Genomic DNA, 17,900 nt, shown 5'->3' with positions numbered 1-17,900 from the left:
CACCAGCGTCAGCAACAGAATGTTGATAAAGAGGGAGCGCGCCATCAGCCCCTTTTCTGTTACTATCACGCGTTGGAAAATATCGATATGTATGTGAATACATATTGCTCGACATCACCGTTTTTAATGACGCTTTCACCGTGAACGACACGCAGGAGAAATCATGAGCCTTCACCTCTGGCTGGCTTATACAGGAATCATCATCGCCCTGATTGCCATTCCGGGCCCCTCTGCCTTAATCAGCATGTCGCACGGTTTACGCTACGGCGCTTCACGCGCAACAGCAACCGTACTCGGCGGAGTCAGCGCGGCAATGATATTGATGTCCTGTTCAGCATTGGGGTTAGGTGCCATCCTCGCCGCGTCAACCACTGCATTTATCGCATTAAAAATTATTGGTGCGGTTTATCTCATCTGGTTAGGTATCGCGTCATGGCGTTCCAAAGATATGACCACAGCGGAGCAGGACGTGCGGGAAACAGGGGCTCCGGGATGGTTTCCGCTATACCGCAAAGGCTTTCTGGTCGGGATCAGCAATCCAAAAGATCTGCTGTTTTTCGCTGCACTGTTCCCAAACTTTATCGATACCAGCGCGCCGCACGCCTTACAGCTCATCATTCTGGCGGTAACCTGGGCTTTCTTCGATTTCAGCATCATGTTTATCTATGCCTGCACCGGCCGCCGTTTATCGGGCCTGTTTTCCAACCCACGCCGCATTAAGATGTTTAACCGCTCAACGGGTGGCATATTTATTCTGGCAGGCACTACGCTGGCGGCGTCAACGCGTTAAACCATCAGCTCCTGCTGCCTTAAAGCCAGCAGGAGCAAAGTCGTTACGATGCCGTAACGAAATCAGCAATGCCCTTCTCGTCCATCCGATAGCGAACCCACTCATCCTGCGGATTCGCACCAATACTTTTATAGAAATCGATCGCAGGTTGGTTCCAGTCCAACACGCTCCATTCCAAACGACCGCACTGCCTTTCCTGCGCAAGACGCGCAATCTGTTTCAGCAGCGCCTTTCCTGCTCCCGCATTACGATACGCCTGCGCAATATAGAGATCTTCCAGATAAATGCCGTGTTTCCCCAGCCAGGTTGAATAGCTCATGAAGAAAATCGCATAGCCGACAGGTTTGCCGTCAATCTCACAAATCAGCGTTTCGGCCGTCGCACCCTCGCCAAATAGCGAGTTCTCAATATCCTCAAGCGAGGCTAACACTTCGTGGCGCGCCTTCTCGTATACGGCCAATTCAATAATTAACTCCAGAATCACGCTCGCATCTGATTTCTGCGCGGGGCGGATGACTATATCTATACAGGTTCGGTCCATACGGGCTCGATTCATAAAGTCTCTCTTCTATGATGCTAACTTTCCAGTACCTACTCGGACCGCAGAGCATCACACTGCGTGTCACCGTGCGGCAGAACGCCATTTGCCAGTTCGCCTGGCTGGGCGATAACGGGGAATATTGTACACTTGACGAACATTTCGCCGCAGAAATGGGTAGGCGCTAAAGTGGGGTTGTATGAGCTGACGACTGCATCAGGAAACAGCGGAAGTCACGCTCGGGTAAAGGACGTTAAGGTCACCGCTATCGAACAATAGTCCGGTCCGATAGCGGCTATAGGAAAATCACGAGTCTGGCTGTCTACTCTTCGGTACTGTTCTGGTATCGAATTGCTCGGGTATTAAACGCCGAGAACATCAGCAGCCTGCTCGCTTTCCGCTTTGGAAAAATTTGCGTAGGTCAGCGCATCAAGTAGCGCGGCGCGATCGATCGTCGGATAAATCTCTGGGCTCTGCAAAAGTTGGCCAATTTCCTGTACCGTCAACTTAGGGTAGATGGCGTGTGATGCGACGGCAATGTCGCGAGCGGGATAACACAGTTGGCGTAAAATCACCGCAATCTGTTGGTGTGTTATCGCATCCTGATACACGGTATAAAGCACATCAGCAATTAATGTCGACGTCAAAACTGAAATACGGGACACATCACCTGCTCGCCCACCCAATGCCTGAAGGATGTGTTCGACGGCCTGTTCTGGCGTTTTTCCCTGCGCCTGTTGTGAAGCCAGTACGGAAACCAATTTATTTTTTATTTCATCATTTGCCATCGTTCGGTTCCTTCATACATTCATTGCAGATGTTATTTTAGTATAAGCACGCTACCTGTCATGACAGTAATGAGCAAACAAAATCATGCTCCAGTACTCTTGAAGAGGTACAAAAAGACATCAATCTGCTCTGCGGTGTATAATAACGCCCATCTTTCGGAAACGCGGCTCTTCCTAATCACGAAAGCAACGCGCAGAAAGGCAGCTTGAAGTATGACGGAGATAAAACACATATTGATACAACTCTGCATACATCGTTCCACCCTCTTTTTTCCTGAAATGCGATAATCCTCCGATAAAAATCGTATTTTCGTTTATGCCCAGTCATTTTCATCGCCCCAAAAGACCATGTAAAATGAAAGGCTTAGTGAGCAAGAAGGCTATAAGTCATGATCACCACCGACGGTAATAACGCAGTCGCCTCTGTGGCGTGGCGAAGCAGTGAAGTCATCGCCATCTACCCCATCACTCCCAGCTCCAGCATGGCTGAACACGCGGCCGCCTGGTCGAGCGACGGCGGGCTGAATATATGGGGAGACACGCCACGCGTTGTTGAAATGCAATCGGAAGGCGGCGCGATCGCTACCGTCCACGGCGCATTACAGACGGGCACTCTAGCCACCACATTTACCTCATCGCAGGGTCTACTGCTGATGATCCCCACGCTATATAAGCTGGCCGGTGAGCTGACGCCGTTCGTCCTGCATGTCGCGGCGCGTACGGTTGCGACGCATGCGTTGTCCATCTTCTGCGATCACTCGGACGTCATGGCCGTACGCCAGACGGGTTGCGCTATGCTGTGTGCCAGCAATGTGCAGGAAGCGCAGGACTTTGCGCTGATTTCGCAAATCGCTAGCCTGAACAGCCGTCTGCCGTTTATCCATTTCTTCGACGGTTTCCGTACCTCGCACGAAATTAACAAGATTGAGCCGCTGAGTGATGAGGTGCTCCTCCAGCTTCTGCCACAGCACGCCATTGATGCACACCGTGAGCGAGCACTCACACCGGAACGTCCGGTGATTCGAGGTACTGCATCTAACCCAGATACCTTCTTCCAGGCTCGTGAAGCCACTAACCGGTGGTATGACGCAGGTTATGGGCACGTTGAGCAGGCGATGAATGATTTCGCCGCCGCCACAGGACGCCAATATCAGCCGTTTGAATACTATGGCCACCCAGAAGCGACCAAAATCGTCATCCTGATGGGATCCGGCGTCGGCACCTGCGAAGAAGTCGTCGATACGCTGTTGATGCGCGGCGAGAAAGTCGGCGTGGTGAAAATCCGCCTATATCGCCCGTTCTCTGCCAAACATTTTTTGGCCGTCATTCCGCAAACGGCGAAGAGCATTGCGGTGCTGGATCGCACTAAAGAGCCAGGTGCATTGGCAGAGCCGCTATATCTTGATGTGATGACCTCGCTGGCCGAGGCGTTCTCCGCTGGTGAGCGTTCACTTATGCCACGCGTGATTGGTGGACGTTACGGGCTGTCTTCCAAAGAATTTACCCCTCAGTGCATACAGGCGATCTTTAATGAGTTAGCACTTGCTAACCCACGACCCCGCTTTACCGTTGGGATTTATGACGATGTCACTAACCTGTCCCTGCCACTGCCAGAACAGCGTTTTCCAAGTAGTGCATCACTCGAAGCCCTGTTCTACGGCCTAGGCAGTGACGGCACCGTTTCTGCAACCAAGAACGCAATCAAAATCGTCGGTGAAACCACCCCGATGTTTGTACAAGGCTACTTTGTCTATGACTCGAAAAAGGCCGGTAGCCTCACCGTTTCCCATATGCGCGTTGGCCCGCACCCGATCAACTCAGCCTATCTGATCGATCAGGCCGATTTCGTCGCCTGTCATCAGTGGCAGTTTATCGACAAGTACAACATGGTCGAACGACTGAAGCCCGGCGGCGTTTTCCTGATCAACTCGCCGTATAGCAGCGACGATCTGTGGCACCGTTTGCCGCAGGAAGTGCAGGCAGGGCTGAATCAGCGCAATGCTCGCGTGTACTGTATCAACGCCGCCAAAATTGCCCGTGAGTGCCATCTGGGTGCGCGTATTAACACCGTCATGCAGATGGCGTTCTTCCACCTGTCACAGATTTTACCAGCGGATGTTGCGGTAGAAAAACTGCGTACCGCCATCGCCAAGAGTTATGGCAGTAAAGGCCAGGAACTGGTTGAACGTAACTGGCAGGCGCTGAGCGCCACGCTGGAAGCGCTGGCAGAAGTCCCGCTAGAAGCCGTTAACCCAGACAGCCCGCAGTGGCCACCAGTGGTTTCCGACGCCGCACCCGATTTCGTCAAGACCGTCACGGCCGCGATGCTGGCTGGGCTGGGTGATACGCTGCCCGTTTCAGCCCTGCCGCCCGATGGCACCTGGCCAACCGGCACCACCAAGTGGGAAAAACGTAATATCGCGGAAGAGATTCCGCTATGGCAGCCGCAGCTCTGCACGCAGTGTAACCACTGTGTCGCCGCCTGCCCGCACTCTGCCATCCGCGCCAAAGTTGTCCAGCCAGATGCGATGGAGAATGCACCTGCGTCACTGCAATCACTGGATGTGAAAGCACGCGACATGCGCGGCCAAAAATACGTGTTGCAGGTCGCTCCGGAAGACTGCACCGGCTGTAATTTGTGTGTGGAAGTCTGTCCTGCTAAAGACCGTCAGAACCCAGAAATCAAAGCTATCAATATGGAATCCCGTCTGGATAATCTGACGGCGGAAAAAGAGAACTTCGATTTCTTCCTGCAACTGCCGGAAATCGACAAATCTACGCTGGAACGTATCGATATCCGGACTTCTCAGCTGATTTCACCGCTGTTCGAGTATTCAGGTGCCTGCTCCGGCTGTGGCGAAACGCCGTACATCAAGCTGTTGACGCAGCTCTATGGCGACCGTCTGCTGGTGGCGAACGCAACGGGCTGTTCGTCTATTTATGGCGGTAATCTGCCGACCACGCCGTGGACCACCGATGCCAACGGTCGCGGCCCAGCCTGGGCTAACTCTCTGTTCGAGGACAATGCCGAATTCGGTCTGGGCTTCCGTCTGAGCGTCGATCAACACCGTCAGCGCGCCGTACGTTTGCTCAATAAACTGGCACCGCAACTGCCGCAAGATCTGGTTAGTGCGTTGCAGGAAGACGCCATCGCGCCCGATCTGCGCCGCCAGCAGATTGAGCAACTGCGTGGATTGCTGGCAGCCGTCAATGATACTGACGCCAAAGTGCTGGCGAGCGAAGCCGACCACTTTGTTGATAAATCCATCTGGCTCATCGGTGGTGATGGCTGGGCGTATGACATCGGCTACGGCGGGTTAGATCACGTCATGAGCCTAAGTGAAAACGTCAACGTACTGGTGCTGGATACGCAGTGTTATTCCAACACCGGCGGCCAGCAATCCAAGGCCACGCCGCTGGGCGCAGTGACCAAATTTGGTGAGAAGGGTAAACGCAAAGCGCGTAAAGATCTGGGCATCAACGTCATGATGTATGGTCACGTGTATGTTGCGCAGATCTCGCTGGGTGCACAGCTGAACCAGACCGTGAAAGCGATTCAGGAAGCAGAAGCCTGGCCGGGTCCGTCACTGATTATCGCCTACAGCCCGTGTGAAGAGCACGGCTACGATCTGGCATTCAGCCACGATCAGATGCGTCAGTTGACGGCTACCGGTTTCTGGCCACTCTATCGCTTCGACCCACGTCGCACCGAGGAAGGTAAACCTGCGCTGGTGACGGATTCTCGTCCGCCATCAAGCAGCCTGAGTGAAACGCTGCTGAAAGAGCAACGCTTCCGCCGCCTGAATAACATGATGCCGGAAGAAACCGCACGGCTCTATGAAGAGGCAGAACTGGATCTGCGTCGCCGCTTTGACTTCCTGACCATGATGGCAGGCAAGGCAGAGAAAAACCCGCAGGAATAACCTTTCCCCTCCAAACCGGCTTCGGCCGGTTTTTTTATATCTACGTTTTCCGAGATCTCCCCTTTGTACTGGCTCATCAATGCAATTTGATCTGCTTTCTCTTACGATAAACGGAGAACCGAATAGGGATTAATACTGAGAAATCCAACGCTGATAACCCAGTTTGTCAGGCAGGGTAAAGAAGGGCTGACAAGAAGCACGTTACCTTATACTTTATGGGATTATTCGTTCGTTACGGTGTTAAATCGAGCTCAACGTTGCAGAGGATGAAACATGAAAGGAAAGTTCGCACCATCGCAGATTGCACTGCACTGGCTGGTTTTTATTTTGCTCGTTGTTACCTATGCCACGATAGAACTACGCGGATTTGCTGAACGAGGTTCACTGCTGCGCACCGTGATGATCGTGACGCACTTTAGCTGTGGTGTAGCCATACTTGTTCTTATGCTGGCTCGTCTGTTCTTACGCCATCGGCATACCTCACCCGCTATTACGCCGCCGTTGTCCCGTTTGCAGAGTGCGCTGGGCTCACTCACTCACGCCGTTATTTACCTGCTGTTTATCACGCTGCCGATACTGGGCGTTGCCTCACGCTATTACAATGGCCGCGACTGGATGCTTTTTGGTATCAGTATGCCAACATCCGCTACACCGAATTTCGAGCTTGCTGAAACACTGATTGGCTGGCACGAAACGCTGGCACCGCTAGGGTACTGGCTCATTGCACTGCATACCGCAGCCGCCCTGTTCCACCACTATGTCATGAAAGACAACACGCTGCTGCGCATGATGCCAGCCAAACGTGATTAATCAGGCAAAGAAGGAGCAAGAATGAAAGTCGCGCTGGGACAATTCGCTGTTGACCGCAAGTGGCAACAAAACGCCACGACAATCGCTGAATTTATGTCGGCAGCACAGCAAAACGGTGCCGATCTGCTGGTGCTGCCTGAAGGCGTGCTGGCTCGCGATATCACCAATCCCAACATGGTGCTCACCGCCGCCCAGCCGCTTGATGGCCCGTTTGTGTCACATCTGCTGGAAGCCAGCAAGGGCAGCAACCTGACGACCATGCTGTGTGTGCATATCCCGAACGGAGAGGGGAAAGTCTGGAATACGCTGCTGGCGCTGCGCAACGGCGAGATCATCGCCCAATACCGAAAGCTGCATTTGTATGATGCGTTCTCCGTACAAGAATCAGAAAACGTACTAGCAGGTGAAGCGATTCCACCGCTGTTGACCATCGCTGGGTTGAACGTTGGGCTGATGACCTGCTATGACATTCGCTTCCCTGAGCTTGCACGCCGTCTGGTTCTGGACGGCGCAGACGTACTTGTCCTCCCTTCCGCCTGGATTAAAGGGCCGCTGAAAGAAGCGCATTGGGAGCTGCTGGTGCGCGCAAGAGCACTGGAAAACACCACTTATCTCGTCGCCGTTGGCGAATGCGGCGTCAAGAATATCGGCAACAGCATGGTTGTCGATCCTCTGGGCGTTGTCGTGGTTCAGGCACCGGAAACACCTGCTCTTATCTATGCCGACATTGAACCAGAACGGCTGGCGTACGCTCGTCAGGCTCTTCCGGTACTGGCTAATCGCCGCTTTCAAAAACCCACACTGGAAGGGGAAAACTAAGTCAGCTATATACTCGATAAACCCGCTCTCTCATTGGTGCGTCAAAAAGTGTGATTAGTTACACATGTTGTTTCCCTCAAAGGCCATTCTGCACATATAATGCGCATCCGGTCGTTATCGACCTTAGCAGCCCGGCCTCCCTATTCGGAGGCGCATTTATCACTCAAATAAAGAAATGAAAATGAGTATTCGCGCGATCTTTACTTTAGTTCTTGCAGCCGCCACATTCAGCCAGGCCGCTTTTGCCGTAGTTTATCCTCTGCCTGCGGCTAACAGCCGATTGGTAGGCGAAAATCTAGAAATCACCGTACCGGAAGATAGCACGCAGCCGTTGGAACATTTTGCTGCACAGTTCCAAATGGGCCTGAGTAACATCATGGAAGCCAACCCAGAAGCGGACGTTTATCTGCCCGTTCCCGGCAGCAAAATGATGATTCCTCATCAGTTAATTCTGCCAGACGCACCGCGTGAAGGCATTGTCATCAACAGCGCCGAAATGCGTCTGTACTACTACCCGAAAGGTTCCAAGACCGTAGTTGTACTGCCAATCGGGATTGGTGAATTAGGTAAAGATACGCCGATTAACTGGACAACCTCCGTTCAGCGTAAGAAAGCGGGCCCAACCTGGACACCAACCGCCAAGATGCACGCAGAATATGCAGCACGCGGTGAGACGCTGCAAAAAGTTTTCCCAGCAGGCCCGGATAACCCTATGGGGCTGTATGCGCTCTACATCGGTAATCTGTACGCGATCCACGGGACCAACGCCAATTTCGGTATTGGCCTGCGCGTAAGCCACGGCTGTGTTCGTCTACGTGCCGATGATATTAAATATCTGTTCAACAGCGTTCCGGTCGGTACACGCGTTCAGTTCATCAATGAGCCAGTGAAAGCCACCGTTGAGCCAGATGGTTCACGCTATGTTGAAGTTCACAATCCGCTGTCCCGCACGGTAGAAGAATTCCATTCTGATTCTCCGGCACCGATCAGCATGACGCCAAAAGTGAGCAAGGTTCTGGCTGATGCCAGTGTGAACACCAGCGAAGTCGATCAGGCAGTCCAGAGACGTTCTGGTATGCCGACCAAAATCAATGGTCTGATCGAACAAGCCACACCGGCAATTCCGGTTGAATCTGCTGCGGTACCCGCTACACCAGAAATTCAACAAGAAGCACCAGAAGCACAGCCGCAAGACAGCCTCAATGCGGTACAAAACGCTGCACCCGTTGAGCCACAGACGACTACGACAGAGGCCAACGCCAACCGTTCGTGATCGCTATGACACGTTGGAAACCGATTCGGGTTTCCAACGTGTTTCTCAAACGCCCCTACCGTTTAATTTTTCTGCGAGGCTTCCAGCGCCTGCGCCACATCAGCGATGATGTCGTCAATATGCTCAATGCCGACCGAGATTCTAACCAGATCCTCACTCACTCCCGGTTTCGCCAGTTCTTCCGCATTCAACTGCCTATGCGTGGTACTTGCCGGATGGCACGCAAGCGATTTAGCATCGCCAATATTAACCAGCCGTAAGATCATCTTCAGCGCATCAATAAAATGGCCACCTGATGTCTTTCCACCTTTAATACCAAAGCTGATAATCCCAGACGCCTTACCCGAGGTAATTTTGTCGCAGTTTGCCTTGTAGGGGCTATCAGGCAATGCGCCATAGTTCACCCAGGTCACCAGCGGATGCTGATTCAGATAACTAGCCAACACTTCCGCATTGCTGCAATGGCGTTCGATACGCAGGCTGAGGGTTTCCAGTCCCTGCAACAACAAGAACGTGCTGTGAGGAGAAAGCGCCGCGCCAGTATTGCGCAGCGGCACCACGCGGCAGCGTCCAATATAGGCCGCAGGACCGAAAGCATCGGTATACACCACACCGTGGTAAGAAGGATCAGGCTCGTTCAATAACGGGAAACGCGCTTTATTCGCGACCCAGTCAAACTTGCCAGAATCGATAATCGCACCGCCGATCGTGGTGCCATGACCACCAATATATTTGGTCAGCGAGTGGACGACGATATCTGCCCCGTGCTCAAAAGGTCTGCACAGCACGGGCGTCGCCACGGTGTTATCGACAATAACCGGTACACCGTGGCGGTGTGCAATCTCCGCGATTTTAGCAATGTCCACGATATTTCCCGCCGGATTCCCGATAGATTCACAAAAAACGGCGCGGGTGCGCTCATCAATCAACGATTCCAGCGTCGTAAAATCATCGAAAGAGGCCATCCGCACGTCAACCCCCTGACGCGGCAACGTGTGAGCAAACAGGTTATAAGTGCCGCCATACAGCTGGCTGGTACTGACGATATTGTCCCCAACCTGTGTGAGAGCCTGAAGCGAATAGGCAATTGCCGCCATGCCGGATGAAAGCACCAGCGCACCGATTCCACCCTCAATGGCTGCCAGCCGCTGTTCCAGCACCGCGTTCGTCGGGTTCATGATTCTGCTATAGATATTGCCCGCCACCTTCAGATCAAACAGATCGGCACCGTGCTGCGTGTCGTCAAAAGTGTAAGAGGTCGTTTGATAAATCGGCACTGCGGCGGACTTCGTTGTCGCTTCAGATTCATAACCATGATGTAGCGCGAGGGACTCAAGTTTCATCTTACGGGCCTTTTTTGTTGATCGTTGGAGTGAGGAAATATCGAAACAAAATAGCAGACTGCGATCGGGAAAGGCACGTGATGATGTAGAAGAAATGGAGATAAGTTAGTAAAAACAAGACTAAATTTCAGCGTTACATTATTACGCTGGAACCCCCTCACAAAACCACACGCTGCCGCTGAACCTAATCTGAAAAAGCGCTAAAATTTGCACAGAGAAAAAAACGTGCGCATCGTAACCTATCTGCGCGTCGCGTATTGCACCGCCTGTAAATCACAGCTACTTTTAACGTCATGGATCACCCACCCGAAAGCGCAATAAATGACTGATAAAATGAAAAATATCGCCACCAGCGAATTGCCTGCCAGCGTTCAATTCCCTCACTACGATCGCCAGGCACTGAAGCCACGCATCGTCCATATCGGTTTTGGCGCTTTTCATCGCGCTCATCAGGCGCTGCTCACCGATCGCGTGCTGAATATGGTAGGAGGAGACTGGGGAGTTTGTGAAGTCGTGCTATTTAGCGACGACACCATGATCAATGCGCTTCGTCAGCAGGATCATCTGTTTACCGTGCTGGAAAAAGCCGCTACGGCCAATCAGCCCATTGTCGTCGGTGCCGTGTGCGAATCGTTACATGCTAAAATAGAAGGCATTGACGCCATTATTGAGAAACTCGCCGCACCAGAAACGGCCATCGTTTCCCTGACGATTACCGAAAAAGGCTATTGCATGGACGGTTCGAGCGGCAAGTTGGATCGTAACAATAAACTGATTCAACAGGATCTCATCGATCCCCGCCATCCCGCCTCCGTACCGGGGTTACTGGCGGAAGCGCTACGCCTACGTCATGAACGAGGGATAGCCCCGTTCACCGTACTTTCCTGCGATAACGTGCCGGAAAATGGTAAAACGGCCAAAGCGGCCGTGCTGGAGTCCGCAGGGATCAACGATCAGAGCCTGATCGAGTGGATCAAGGATAATGTTTCCTTCCCAAATACGATGGTCGACCGCATTGTCCCGGCAGCGACGCCTGAAGCGTTACAGGAAATTGCCGATCACCTTGGCGTCGCCGATCCCTGTGCGATAGCCTGTGAGCCCTTTATTCAATGGGTGATCGAAGATCATTTCACGGCCGGACGCCCAGAGTGGGAAAAAGCAGGCGTTCAGCTGGTGCACGATGTTCTACCATTTGAAGAAATGAAACTGCGCATGTTGAACGGCAGTCACTCGTTTTTAGCCTATTTGGGCTATCTCGCCGGTTATGATCACGTCAGCGATTGTATGAATGACGAGAATTATCGCCGAGCCGTGTCTCATCTGATGTTACTGGAGCAGGCACCGACGCTTAGCGTGGTGGATATCGACCTGAAAGACTACGCCGTTCAGTTGCTTACCCGTTTCTCTAACCCCGCGCTTAAGCATCGAACCTGGCAAATCGCAATGGACGGTTCACAGAAGCTGCCTCAGCGCATGCTGGAATCCCTACGCTGGCATGTGCGTAATGGAGGGGACTATCGTGTTCTGGCATTGGGGATCGCTGGCTGGATGCGTTATGTCAGCGGAAAAGATGATGCAGGTAACCCTATCGAAATCCGCGATCCGCTAGCAGAGAAGCTCGGACGCATCGTTGCAGAGACGTCAGATAGCGCCGAGCGGGTCAGTGTATTTCTCAATATTCGTTCTATTTTTGGCGAGGATCTGCCTACAAACCACGATGTGTTCAACGCTATCGCACAGTCTTATCTGAAGCTGCGCGATCACGGCGCAAAGAACACCGTGGCTGCATTGGTACAAAGCTTTAAATAACGATAATCCCAAGCAATGCAAGATATACCGCACTTTGGGCACCCAGTGCCAGAGTGCGGATTTTACCTTTTGTTTCATCCAACCACGGCAACGATGACCAACTCATTCCCCCACCGATAACAGCGATGACCAACAGCGCTGCGGCAACCAGCCAGACAAACTTATCCAGCAGCGAATTGGGAAACAGAATTTGCAACGCGGAAACCACAAGAAACAACGTGACGCAACGTAATACCCCTACCAGAATACCCGCGCGATCTCTCAACCCACGCGGAGCGGAAGAAGGCAACCAAGCCTGAAAAGCAAACAACCCAACCACAGCAATAAAAATCACATAAATAATGGCATAGACCAGCAAATGACTCACGTTACGGCTCCTGATGAGGGAATACGATAAAGTAAACTGGGCGGGATGATGACGACATTTCCTCTCTGAGGTCAATGCGTTATTTCACACCATGCTATCGATTTGTGGGATAGCGCCCAATATCGTCTCGCCGTCAATCTGCGCGCGTACGGCTTGTTGTAGGAAACCTACAAAATTTGTAAATTAATCACATAAAACCAAAATCAGAAAATTATAAAAATCAAATTAAAATATCTTATTTCATGATCCACCTGACAGATCGTTATTAAAAGTACTCAAAAGCGTGATCGTCAGTTTACTTTCTTTTCAATAGAGCAAATTATAAAGAAATGATAGTTCAATTGAACTGAAATATTGTTTCATATTTGTAATTAGGCTGATCATGAATAAACCAATCTCTTTCAAAAATACGTTCTGCTACGGCAGCGCAAACCTGCTCGGCAGTGGCGCGCTTGCTATCAGCGGCGCATGGCTGATGTACTTTTACACCACATTTTGTGGTTTAACATTGGTTCAGGCTGCTGCTATTTTCTCCGTCGCCAGCATCATTGATGCTATCAGTAACCCTATCATGGGGTACATCAGCGATAATTTTTACAACACCCGTATTGGTCGCCGATTTGGTCGCCGCCGCTTCTTTATTCTGCTGGGTGCCCCACTGGTTCTGGTCTACCCCATGCTATGGGTTGAAGGCTTTGGCTTCTGGTATTATCTGGCGACATACGTGCTATTCGAGCTGATTTATACCTCGATCATGGTGCCGTATGAGACGCTGGCTACCGAAATGACCTCCGACTTTAAACTGCGCTCTAAGCTGACAGGTTCTAAAGCCATTTTCGGTAAAATCGCCAACTTCCTGGCAGCGTTCATTCCAGGGCAGTTTATTGCCGTCTACGGTAAAGACTCTGCAACGCCATTCTTCTACACCGGTCTGGTCTACGGTGCCATTATGTCTGCGGCGATGATCGCACTGTATATGACATCCTGGGAGCGTCCGGTAAACGAAATTGTACGCGAAAGCACATCCAGCCTGTGGCAAGCCATGAAGAAGCTGAGCGTAGATATGGCCTCCACCTTCCGCCTGCGTATTTTCCGCAAGCATCTGGGGATGTACCTATTTGGCTTCGGCGCGGAGTGGCTTTTCGCTTCTGCATTTACCTACTTCATCGTCTTTGGCCTGAAACAAAACACGGCACTGGTGTCACACCTCAACAGTTTTAGTTCAGTTATGCAGCTCATTTCTACCGCAGCCTTCATCGGTATTTGCGTCAAAATGGGCTTTGCACGGCCGTTCCGTCTGGCTCTGATGGTAGTAATTGTTAGCGTAATAGCCTATGCCGCACTCTATTTTGCGAACTGGTCAGAAGACATGACTATCTTCGTCCTGTTTGCCATTACCGCCGTATTTGGCCTAAGCACTGGCGGTATCTACTACATTCCCTGGACGGTTTATACCTTCCTGGCCGATGTGGATGAAGTTCTGACCGGACGTCGCCGTGAGGGTATTTACGCAGGTGCAATGACATTTGCCGGCAAAATGGTGCGTTCTGTCATTGTCTTCGCGATGGGTTGGACGCTGAGCCAATTCGGCTTTATCTCTGGGCAGTCAGTACAGCCGGAATCTGCCGTACAGGCGATTGTTGGCGTGTTCTCACTGGGCGTTATCGCTCTTGCGCTGGTTGCGATTTACTATACGACGCAGATGAAGCTGGATCGTAAGAACCACGCCATTCTGCTGGAAGAAATTGCACGTATCAAAGCGGGCGGTGCCATTGCCGATATCCCGGCTCATGCCCGCGTCGTCGCTGAAGAGCTGACAGGCTGGGAATATGAGAAGTGCTGGGGCAACAACCCGTTAGGTGTTCAGTCAGAAGAGACGAAGCCGCAGGTTGCTACTGCGCAGCATTAATCGAAGATGATTATTAGCTAAAAACTAGCATCACTTAAAAACAATCAGCCCAATCTTGCATTGGGCTGATTCATTTAGATCTTCGTTTTTTGATTAACAGAGCGGGTATACAGTAAGCCAGCGATCAGACACAGCGTATAGCCGAATAGTTCAGCCCCTTCCTCTGCAACGTTTTTCACGGTTCTGATATACCCATCATCCATCAGCGTTCCCCACAGTTGGGTCATACCAAACAGGCGAGAGAAGACCAGAACGGCCAGTAATCCACACACCATATAACTGTAGCTAGCGTGCTGGAGAAAATGCGCCAGCCCGGCAAACGTATTATTTAGTGAAAATGCCGCGTAGCCAATGCAGACCACCGCACACAGTATGGCGAAATAGAACCAGCTGCCATGCGCAATATTATCCAGAAAGAAATCCATTTCTCTAATTAACAAGCAGAAAAAGAACCCAGCGATAAGCAGATAGCCACCCCGACGCGCACGCCATTTTATCGCGATGTGCAAGAACAGCAGCCCAGTAAATAATAAGAACGCCTCCTGAGAAAACTCAGTAATGGAAATCTCCCCCACGGCGTTATTCAGCACCACCACGTCAATAAACAGCGCAAGCAACACCAAGCCCACAATCACCGCCAGCATCAAGGCAAATCCCAAACGGCGAACAACAACAGCAACATCTTTACTCATACTTCACTAATCCGTACGACAATAGTAATGCTGCTAAGGGTATCATTTAGGAAAGGAGGGCATTGGGCCGTTGGTGCGCAGTTGTAGCGTGCTATATGGCAATGGAATGATATGGCAGGCGATCGCGTCAATCGCCTGCCGAAATGCAGGATTAAATCAGTGCAGCTTCTTTTAATTCACTTTTCAGGTAGGCGTAGTATATCGGTGCCGCAATCACACCGGACAAGCCAAATGCCGCTTCAAACACCAGCATTGCCAACAGAATTTCCCATGCGTGTGCTTTGATCCTCGTTCCGACGATTTGTGCATTGAGGAAATACTCAAGCTTGTGAATCAGCATCAAATACACCAGCGCAACCAGCGCGATTGGCAGTGAAAGAGATAAGCCAGACAGAAAAACGATGGAGTTAGAAATCAGGTTACCGATGACCGGTAGCAAACCAAAAACAAAGGTGAGCACCACCAGCGTTTTGGCAAACGGCAGATGAATACCGCACAGCGGCAAAGCACCGAGAATAAAAATGGCGGACAGCGACGTGTTAACGGCAGAGATCTTCACCTGGGCGAAAACAATGTTGCGGAACGATGCCGACAGCAACGAAACCCGGCGCAGTAACTCCGCTTTTAGTAACGGTTTCTCCGTGTCCGGATCGACGTTATAAAGCGAGACAATCGCCCCAAGCACCATACCGATGAGCATCGTCACAAATCCATGCAGGAAACTTCTCCCCATGTTCTGCAACATCACAATATGCGCCTGAACCCATTGCAGAAACTCGTGTTGGAGTTCTTCAATACTGACTGGCAGATATCCCGGTAAGTAGTGGATAATCTGCTGCTGGATGTCATTGAGGATGTAGCCAATGCGTATATTGAACGCGGCAGTATCCTTCATTTCCTGCATCAACAATCCGACCAGGCTGCCAAACAATAGACTCAATAGGCTGACTACCAGCGTACTGATCACTGCGACCACAATCCAACGAGCACGTTTACCACTGATGACCCGTTGAAAATAGGGAGTCAGCAAATTCACAATTTCATACACCAAAAAACCGGCAATAAAGCAGGTCAGCAGGCGTAAAGGCAGCAATATAAACAGGCCACCCATAATAAAGAAAAAGCTCAACAGGCGAGCTTGTTTCAGGTTCAGTAACTGCATGATGACATCCCGTATGAAGAGGCAACGCTCAGAATACCCTTTGTGGAGTATGCTACGCCTTTTTCGGTATCAACAGATTGATATATATGCGCCAGATTTGTGTTTAGTCTGCGAGTGATAACCAACCAGCTAACAAATGCGGCATATTTTTGGTGTTTTATCGGCGAAATACCAGCTGTGTTTTAGCTCGGGCGGATATCTACCCACCAAGAAAAACGTCTGCTCACCTTCACTGGCAGCGTCCGTACAATGGCGTCAAGCAGGCGGTCGGTTTCATGCAGCGGAAAAACGCCCGAAATCCGTAAATTCGTGACAGCGGAATCGACATGAAAATAACCATTATGATAACGGGAAATTTCATTGATGAGCTGTCCTAACGGCATGCTATCCGCGACCAGCAGTCCCTTGCGCCAGCTCTGGCGGAAATTCTCAACGGGCGCAGGCTCGCTGCACCTGTCTCGAGTAAAAATAACCTGCTGCCCCGCCGTCACTCGCTGTGCGGCGGGTACTGCCGTTTGTAGCAAAACCTCACCGCTAAAAACAGAAAGGACGCTGTGGGCGGAAGTGTATCGGAGCGCCAATTGGCAGGAATACGCAGCAGCAGCGAGATCGCCATGCGGGGTGGACAACCGAGCAGCATGCGCCGTTTGGTTGTCCAGCATCAATTCACCTTTTATCAATTGAAACGTCAGCGGCTGAGACAACGCGGGGTTGCCCTGCTGATTCAATGCAGAATCCGTATTCAGCCAGACGGTCATCCCCGTTTCGATGCTGAGCTCACGCGTCTCTCCCGTTCCCGTGCGGTAATCGGCAGCATAACTGTCCCACGGCAGACTAAAACCCACGCCTCCGGTAACGCTGGCGATAACCAACAATTTAAGCATGCGTCGGCGTTCTTCACCCCGCCTGCTCAGCACCGAAGAAGCTAATTGGCTATCTACCGCATGGAAACGGGCATGAATCTGTTCAACCTGCTGCCAGGCAAGCTGATGGGTTTCATCTTCATGTAACCAGCGCTGCCATGTCTGACGATCATTTTCGGAACAGTCTTCGTCATACAGCGTCGCATACCACTCAGCGGCAGCATAAAGAACATCTTTCGGAATAGAAGAAGTGATAGAGGAAATCATAAGTCCTGACACAATAGACAATTCAGCATTGCCTGTGCCATATATTTTTTTACCATCCGCTCGGAAACGGCTAATTTTTCAGCAACCTGCCGATAGGTCAAGCCGTCAAGATGCACCAGCAAGAATGCCTGACGCACCTTAACAGGCAGCATCGCCAGCATCTGGTCGATGGCCAGCAACGCATCCACCACGATGGCCTGCAGCTCCAGCGAAGGGGAAAAGTTAAACTCTTGCTCAGCTAGCACCTGAAGGTAGGCATTCTCAATGTCTTTACGTCGCCAGTGGTTAACCACTAGCCCGTGGGCCACGGTCGTCAGCCAGGCACGCGGTTCACGAATGTGATCGGTCTGATGTTGGCAAATCAAACGTAGAAACGTGTCTTGCGCCAGATCCGCCGCCTGCTGTGAACATCCCAAACGCCGACGCAACCATGCCTGTAACCAGGCATGATGGTCATGATAAATCTGCTGAACATTTAAGGTTTCAGGCTGATGAGGGCAGGCAGCGGCGGGACTCTTCACGGTGTTCGCTCAATGTGACAGCAATG

General features: G+C 51.4%; 15 protein-coding genes. 7 read left to right on the top strand and 8 right to left on the bottom strand.

What is annotated here, in order from left to right:
• The first annotated feature begins 163 nt into the window (after positions 1-163).
• Positions 164-790 carry a LysE family translocator gene (locus GZ59_RS03545; protein ID WP_011092432.1) on the top strand — a complete coding sequence of 209 codons (627 nt, stop codon included), beginning with the start codon at positions 164-166 and terminating at the stop codon, positions 788-790.
• A 43-nt stretch (positions 791-833) separates the two neighbouring features.
• On the opposite strand, the gene GZ59_RS03540 is transcribed toward GZ59_RS03545, so the two are convergent.
• The gene (locus GZ59_RS03540; RefSeq protein WP_282916247.1) at positions 834-1,316 is read right to left on the bottom strand and encodes a GNAT family N-acetyltransferase; all 483 of its coding nucleotides are present in this window, start codon (positions 1,314-1,316) and stop codon (positions 834-836) included.
• A gap of 374 nt (positions 1,317-1,690) precedes the next feature.
• Complete coding sequence (locus GZ59_RS03535) at positions 1,691-2,116, bottom strand: hypothetical protein (protein ID WP_011092430.1); 426 nt, start codon at positions 2,114-2,116, stop codon at positions 1,691-1,693.
• Between the two features lie 389 nt (positions 2,117-2,505).
• Here GZ59_RS03535 and nifJ point away from each other — a divergent pair, with 389 nt between their 5' ends.
• From nifJ to GZ59_RS03515, 4 genes are all read left to right on the top strand, one after another.
• The gene (gene nifJ, locus GZ59_RS03530) at positions 2,506-6,039 is read left to right on the top strand and encodes a pyruvate:ferredoxin (flavodoxin) oxidoreductase (protein WP_039290122.1); all 3,534 of its coding nucleotides are present in this window, start codon (positions 2,506-2,508) and stop codon (positions 6,037-6,039) included.
• A 273-nt stretch (positions 6,040-6,312) separates the two neighbouring features.
• Positions 6,313-6,849: a cytochrome b561 gene (cybB, locus tag GZ59_RS03525; RefSeq protein ID WP_011092428.1), complete on the top strand. Its 537-nt coding sequence runs from the start codon at positions 6,313-6,315 to the stop codon at positions 6,847-6,849.
• Positions 6,850-6,870: 21 nt separating this feature from the next.
• Positions 6,871-7,668, top strand: a complete 798-nt coding sequence (locus GZ59_RS03520) for a deaminated glutathione amidase (protein ID WP_039290119.1) — start codon at positions 6,871-6,873, stop codon at positions 7,666-7,668.
• A gap of 181 nt (positions 7,669-7,849) precedes the next feature.
• Entirely contained in the window at positions 7,850-8,941 is a 1,092-nt protein-coding gene (locus tag GZ59_RS03515) for a L,D-transpeptidase family protein (RefSeq protein ID WP_039290116.1), read from the top strand.
• 62 nt (positions 8,942-9,003) lie between these two features.
• On the opposite strand, the gene GZ59_RS03510 is transcribed toward GZ59_RS03515, so the two are convergent.
• Positions 9,004-10,284, bottom strand: coding sequence for an O-acetylhomoserine aminocarboxypropyltransferase/cysteine synthase family protein (locus GZ59_RS03510; protein WP_039290114.1), 1,281 nt, complete (start codon positions 10,282-10,284; stop codon positions 9,004-9,006).
• Positions 10,285-10,605: 321 nt separating this feature from the next.
• Between GZ59_RS03510 and GZ59_RS03505 the strand changes: the two genes are divergently transcribed.
• Positions 10,606-12,093, top strand: coding sequence for a mannitol dehydrogenase family protein (locus GZ59_RS03505; RefSeq protein WP_039290111.1), 1,488 nt, complete (start codon positions 10,606-10,608; stop codon positions 12,091-12,093).
• Here GZ59_RS03505 and GZ59_RS03500 read toward each other — a convergent pair.
• Positions 12,086-12,460, bottom strand: coding sequence for a hypothetical protein (locus GZ59_RS03500; RefSeq protein ID WP_039290108.1), 375 nt, complete (start codon positions 12,458-12,460; stop codon positions 12,086-12,088). The two genes, GZ59_RS03505 and GZ59_RS03500, sit on opposite strands and share 8 nt — an antisense overlap.
• 382 nt (positions 12,461-12,842) lie before the next feature.
• Between GZ59_RS03500 and GZ59_RS03495 the strand changes: the two genes are divergently transcribed.
• Positions 12,843-14,369, top strand: a complete 1,527-nt coding sequence (locus GZ59_RS03495; RefSeq protein ID WP_011092422.1) for an MFS transporter — start codon at positions 12,843-12,845, stop codon at positions 14,367-14,369.
• Positions 14,370-14,443: 74 nt separating this feature from the next.
• Here the strand turns inward: GZ59_RS03495 and GZ59_RS03490 are convergent, their stop codons facing one another.
• From GZ59_RS03490 to GZ59_RS03475, 4 genes are all read right to left on the bottom strand, one after another.
• Complete coding sequence (locus GZ59_RS03490) at positions 14,444-15,061, bottom strand: hypothetical protein (protein ID WP_039290105.1); 618 nt, start codon at positions 15,059-15,061, stop codon at positions 14,444-14,446.
• 151 nt (positions 15,062-15,212) lie between these two features.
• Complete coding sequence (locus GZ59_RS03485) at positions 15,213-16,223, bottom strand: AI-2E family transporter (RefSeq protein ID WP_011092420.1); 1,011 nt, start codon at positions 16,221-16,223, stop codon at positions 15,213-15,215.
• A 182-nt stretch (positions 16,224-16,405) separates the two neighbouring features.
• The gene (locus GZ59_RS03480; protein ID WP_039290104.1) at positions 16,406-17,353 is read right to left on the bottom strand and encodes a FecR domain-containing protein; all 948 of its coding nucleotides are present in this window, start codon (positions 17,351-17,353) and stop codon (positions 16,406-16,408) included.
• A complete protein-coding gene (locus tag GZ59_RS03475; RefSeq protein ID WP_039290102.1) occupies positions 17,350-17,874 on the bottom strand; it encodes a sigma-70 family RNA polymerase sigma factor in 525 nt (174 codons plus the stop codon). The genes GZ59_RS03480 and GZ59_RS03475 overlap by 4 nt, the downstream gene beginning before the upstream one ends.
• Positions 17,875-17,900 lie beyond the last annotated feature (26 nt).

It is taken from the genome of Pectobacterium atrosepticum, assembly GCF_000740965.1.
In the GTDB taxonomy this organism is placed as follows: Bacteria; Pseudomonadota; Gammaproteobacteria; order Enterobacterales; family Enterobacteriaceae; genus Pectobacterium; species Pectobacterium atrosepticum.
This window is presented reverse-complemented; position numbering and strand designations above follow the sequence as displayed.

What these genes read in the sequence shown, in the direction of transcription:
- GZ59_RS03545 (WP_011092432.1), top strand. Translation starts at nt 164, where the DNA reads ATGAGCCTTCACCTCTGGCTGGCTTATACAGGAATCATCATCGCCCTG.
- GZ59_RS03535 (WP_011092430.1), bottom strand. Translation starts at nt 2,116, where the DNA reads ATGGCAAATGATGAAATAAAAAATAAATTGGTTTCCGTACTGGCTTCA.
- nifJ (WP_039290122.1), top strand. Translation starts at nt 2,506, where the DNA reads ATGATCACCACCGACGGTAATAACGCAGTCGCCTCTGTGGCGTGGCGA.
- cybB (WP_011092428.1), top strand. Translation starts at nt 6,313, where the DNA reads ATGAAAGGAAAGTTCGCACCATCGCAGATTGCACTGCACTGGCTGGTT.
- GZ59_RS03520 (WP_039290119.1), top strand. Translation starts at nt 6,871, where the DNA reads ATGAAAGTCGCGCTGGGACAATTCGCTGTTGACCGCAAGTGGCAACAA.
- GZ59_RS03515 (WP_039290116.1), top strand. Translation starts at nt 7,850, where the DNA reads ATGAGTATTCGCGCGATCTTTACTTTAGTTCTTGCAGCCGCCACATTC.
- GZ59_RS03510 (WP_039290114.1), bottom strand. Translation starts at nt 10,284, where the DNA reads ATGAAACTTGAGTCCCTCGCGCTACATCATGGTTATGAATCTGAAGCG.
- GZ59_RS03505 (WP_039290111.1), top strand. Translation starts at nt 10,606, where the DNA reads ATGACTGATAAAATGAAAAATATCGCCACCAGCGAATTGCCTGCCAGC.
- GZ59_RS03495 (WP_011092422.1), top strand. Translation starts at nt 12,843, where the DNA reads ATGAATAAACCAATCTCTTTCAAAAATACGTTCTGCTACGGCAGCGCA.
- GZ59_RS03490 (WP_039290105.1), bottom strand. Translation starts at nt 15,061, where the DNA reads ATGAGTAAAGATGTTGCTGTTGTTGTTCGCCGTTTGGGATTTGCCTTG.
- GZ59_RS03485 (WP_011092420.1), bottom strand. Translation starts at nt 16,223, where the DNA reads ATGCAGTTACTGAACCTGAAACAAGCTCGCCTGTTGAGCTTTTTCTTT.
- GZ59_RS03480 (WP_039290104.1), bottom strand. Translation starts at nt 17,353, where the DNA reads ATGATTTCCTCTATCACTTCTTCTATTCCGAAAGATGTTCTTTATGCT.